The sequence below is a fragment of the Acinetobacter piscicola genome (assembly GCF_002233755.1).
Lineage (GTDB): Bacteria > Pseudomonadota > Gammaproteobacteria > Pseudomonadales > Moraxellaceae > Acinetobacter > Acinetobacter piscicola.
This window is the reverse complement of record NZ_NIFO01000056.1, coordinates 1-2,555: the sequence shown is the minus strand read 5'-3', so window position 1 is coordinate 2,555 and position 2,555 is coordinate 1. Positions and strand designations below refer to the sequence as shown.

General features: G+C 34.0%; 1 pseudogene. It reads left to right on the top strand.

Annotated elements, in window-relative coordinates:
• Nucleotides 1-118 precede the first annotated feature (118 nt).
• Nucleotides 119-2,555: pseudogene (locus CDA10_RS16625) on the top strand (hypothetical protein); the annotation flags it as partial.

Below are 2,555 nucleotides of genomic sequence, written 5' to 3'. Positions count from 1 at the left end.
TTAGCATACTTTTTGATACACCACCGAATTTACTAAAACAGCAATTGCTGAAGCTATTGAGATAATAAAAGCACAATCTTATGACTCAATTCCTTTAACGGAAGAGATGAGAAATAACTTGGAGAAATTGATCAATGGAGATCGTGATCTTAGTGATGCTAGTAAAAAACAAATTATTGAAAATTATACTCATGCTAAAACTTATGTAAATGGTATTACTGATAAACCAACTTCTGATATTTATGAAAAGTTGGTAAATTCATCTGCCGATCTCATCCAAAATCAACAAAAAACTAATCAACTCACAGAATCCTTAAAAAATAATACTCTTTCTAATGCTGAAAAATTAAATATTCAAAGTGAAATTGCTAGGTTACAAGGTGAAAAAGTCATTATTGATGCAGAAATTGCAAAAATTCAAGGTACTCCAGAAACACATATTGTCGATGTAAATCTTGGAAAATTTGGTCAAGGCGGAGCTATAGACATTCAGGTCTTTGGAGATGCTCTAAGTAAATCCATGCAAATTGTAAATGGAACTATTGAAACAATTCGACAAGATACACAGCAAATTATTAAAAATAACATGCTGCAAGTCGAAAATGGTCAAATTAAAATTAACCCTGAAATGGCAGATAACTTAGGTAAATATCTAAAAGACAATCTCTTTGGTGGCAAGGTCGGTGCTGGAGTTATGACAGCAGACTTCCTAAATAATACCTTCGAAGGGTTGGTGGTTGGACTCGAAACAGGCAATTGGAAACCATTCCAAGAACAAGCAGAAATATATGGGCCTCAAGCCGTTATAGGAACAATAATATTTGCTGCGGGTGCAGAATTGATCCCTGTTGTTGCAGGATTACTTGGTGTACCTGTATTAGGTGAGGTGGTTTTAGCTGGCTTGCTTATTTATGGGGCTTATCAAGGTGGTAAAGCAGTAGGAAGTTTACTGTATAAACTTTACAACCACATTGCCGAAAATGGCATGGATGTTCCGTTTGGTCTAGATAAACTGTTTGATTCAGGTCATATTGCAAAATGGGTTGATGACGTAACTCCTGATTTTATAAAAGATTGGTTTGGTCTAAACCGTGAAGGGCATCATTATTATTATGATCCACTTATTTTAGATTTAGATGGAGATGGTATTGAAACAGTTGCACATAATAAGTTGAATGGTGCACTGTTTGATAATGATGCTGATGGGCTTAAGACTGCTACAGGTTGGGTGAGTCCAGATGATGGATTATTAGTATTTGATCGTAATCGAGATGGGATCATTAACGATGGAACGGAAGTCTTTGGTGATAACACGAGTCTCAAAAATGGTGAGAAAGCAAAACACGGTTTTGATGCATTAGCCGATTTAGATACAGATAAAAATGGAAAAATTGATACCAATGATGAAGATTTCAATAAACTGAAAATTTGGAGAGATTTAAATCAAGATGGTAAAAGCCAAGAAAATGAATTGTTGAATTTAACTGATTTAGGAATTAAGTCACTAAATGTAAATTATCAAGATACAAATACGGCTTTGGCTGGAAATAACATTTTAACTCAAGTGAGTTCGTATGAAAAAACGGATGGCACTACTCACACAATGGGAGATGTTAATTTCAGTTTTGATTCAATTTATAGTGAATTTACAAATAAAATTGAAGTAAGTAAAGAAATTGAAGATCTACCCGACTTGAAAGGATATGGTCGAGTTCGTGATCTCCATGAAGCAATGGCTCAATCCTCTAATTTAGAACAGCTAGTAAGACAGTATGAGTCTGCTCAAACTACAGAAGCGCAAAAAGAATTCTTACCTGCATTATTAAAAGCATGGGCTAAAACAGACTCTTCTTATCATGAATATACAGAAGGGTTATGGGAATCAATGGTAAGTTCGAATGGGCAAGGTGTTGGTATTGCTGGAAGTGGTGGGGCTGTTATTAGTTTTGATCAAGTTGATCCTACGATTCAATCTGCCTTTAATGCAGCTAAATCTAAAGTCGGTGTTATTGATTCTTTAATGGGAACTAAGACAGAAAAGCTTTTCTATATTCGTGAAGACGATATTCTCAAGACAACTGAAGCAATTAATAATATTTATTCTGGTATTACTTTCTCTATCTATAAAGGCTTATATGGACAAACTGCGATTTATAAGAATTATGCAGATGAAATAGAGAAAGAATGGATTTTAGAAGATAACGGTGACATTGGATATATTCAGAATTTCAAAAATGTTGAACAGCTATTTGAGACAAAATTTGCATCAGATATTAAGAACACATTCATTGAATTAGTAGAATTTACTGATCATATTGCGAATGTATATAGTGATATTTCTAAAAAAGGATTTGATGGTCTCCAAGCACTTATTTTTGAGAACTATGAAAAATTTGATGATAGTGCATTGGTTGAAATCAATACATTACTGACTAAATATTCAACAGTATTTGTATATCTTGGTGGTACTAATCATGTAGATGTTCTAAATGGGACATCTAAGTCAGAAATATTGTTAGGCGGGAAAAGTGACGACACACTGAATGGCAATGAGG